We start from the raw sequence: 1,317 nt of genomic DNA, 5'->3' as shown, positions 1-1,317 counted from the left end.
TGTCAAGCCCCGGGTTTGATGGAGAGTTGGTTAGCTGGTTTTCAGGGGTGCGGTGACCGGCTGGGTCATCGCGTGGAGTGCCTCGTGCTCGGCGGGCGGGACATGTCCGAGCTCGCCGTGTAGGCGCCGGTTGTTGTACCAGTCGATGTACTCGACGGTGGCCATCTCCAGGTCGTCGAGCCCACGCCACGGGCCCTTGTTCCGGACGAGTTCAGCCTTGTACAGGGAGTTGAACGCCTCGGCCATCGCGTTGTCGTACGAGTCGCCCTTGGAACCGACCGAGGCGACGGCACCGGCCTCGGCCAGCCGCTGGCTGTAGCGAATCGCTCGATACTGGGCGCCCCTGTCCGAGTGATGGATCAGTCCGCCCAGGTCAGCGCCTTGATTCTCGCGGCGCCAGATCGCCATCTTCAACGCGTCGAGTGCCAGATCCGTGTAGAGCGACGTCGACACCTGCCAGCCGACGATCATGCGGGAGTACACGTCGAGGACGAACGCGGCGTAAACCCAGCCCACACTCGTGCGCACGTAGGTCAGGTCAGCGACCCACAGCTGATTCGGGCCGGCCGCCGTGAAGTCCCGTTTGACCAGGTCAGCGGGTCGGCTGGTCTCGGCCGCCGGCCGGGTCGTGCGCGGCGACTTGTCACGCAGCAGCCCTCGCAGCCCGGACTCGCGCATCAGCCGCTCGACCGTGCACCGAGCCACCGGCACCCCTTGGCGGTGCAGCTCGTGCCAGACCTTTCGGGCGCCGTAGACCCCGTAGTTGGCCGCGTGGATCCGCTCGATCATCGCGGTCAGCTCCTCGTCCCGACGGGAGCGGGCGCTGGCGGGGCGGGTCTTGGCGGCGTAGTAGGTCGACGGTGCGATCTGTGCCGGCGTGTCTTGCAGCGCCTGCAGGACCGGCTGGACACCGTGTTCGGCCCGTTGGGAGTCGACGAAGTCGACCTTCATCGCGACGGACGGTCCAGCTCCGCCGCGAAGAAACTCGCTGCGGACTTCAGGATCTGGTTCGCCCGCCGCAGCTCACGCACTTCCCGTTCCAGTCCAGCGAGGCGTTCGGCGTCGCTGCTGGTGGTGCCCGGACGGTCACCGGCGTCGGTCTCGGCCTTCTTCACCCAGGTGCGCAACGCCTCGGGATGGACTCCGAGCTGGCCCGCGATCCGGCGGATCGCTCCGACCGCGCTGGCCGGATCCCGGCGGGCCTCGACCGCCAACCGGGTCGCACGCTCACGCAGCTCATCGTTGTACTTCTTCGGTGCGGGCATCGCTGGTGTTCCTCCCAGGTTTCGATGTCTCCATCAAACCCGGTGCGGAACA

At 67.4% G+C, this 1,317-nt stretch carries 1 protein-coding gene; it reads right to left on the bottom strand.

Features of this window, described 5'->3' with window-relative positions; genetic code table 11:
• Positions 1-30: 30 nt before the first annotated feature.
• Positions 31-1,265, bottom strand: a protein-coding gene (locus B0E53_RS36565; protein WP_246835785.1) for an IS3 family transposase whose coding sequence is annotated in 2 segments (ribosomal slippage) — positions 31-986 and positions 986-1,265 — 1,236 coding nt in all. Because the reading frame shifts where the segments join, the coding sequence is not laid out codon by codon here.
• Between the last annotated feature and the right edge of the window lie 52 nt (positions 1,266-1,317).

The organism is Micromonospora sp. MH33, assembly GCF_003013775.1.
GTDB lineage: Bacteria > Actinomycetota > Actinomycetes > Mycobacteriales > Micromonosporaceae > Micromonospora > Micromonospora fulviviridis.
Note: the sequence above shows the minus strand (reverse complement) of the source record. Positions and strands in the feature narration are given on the sequence as shown.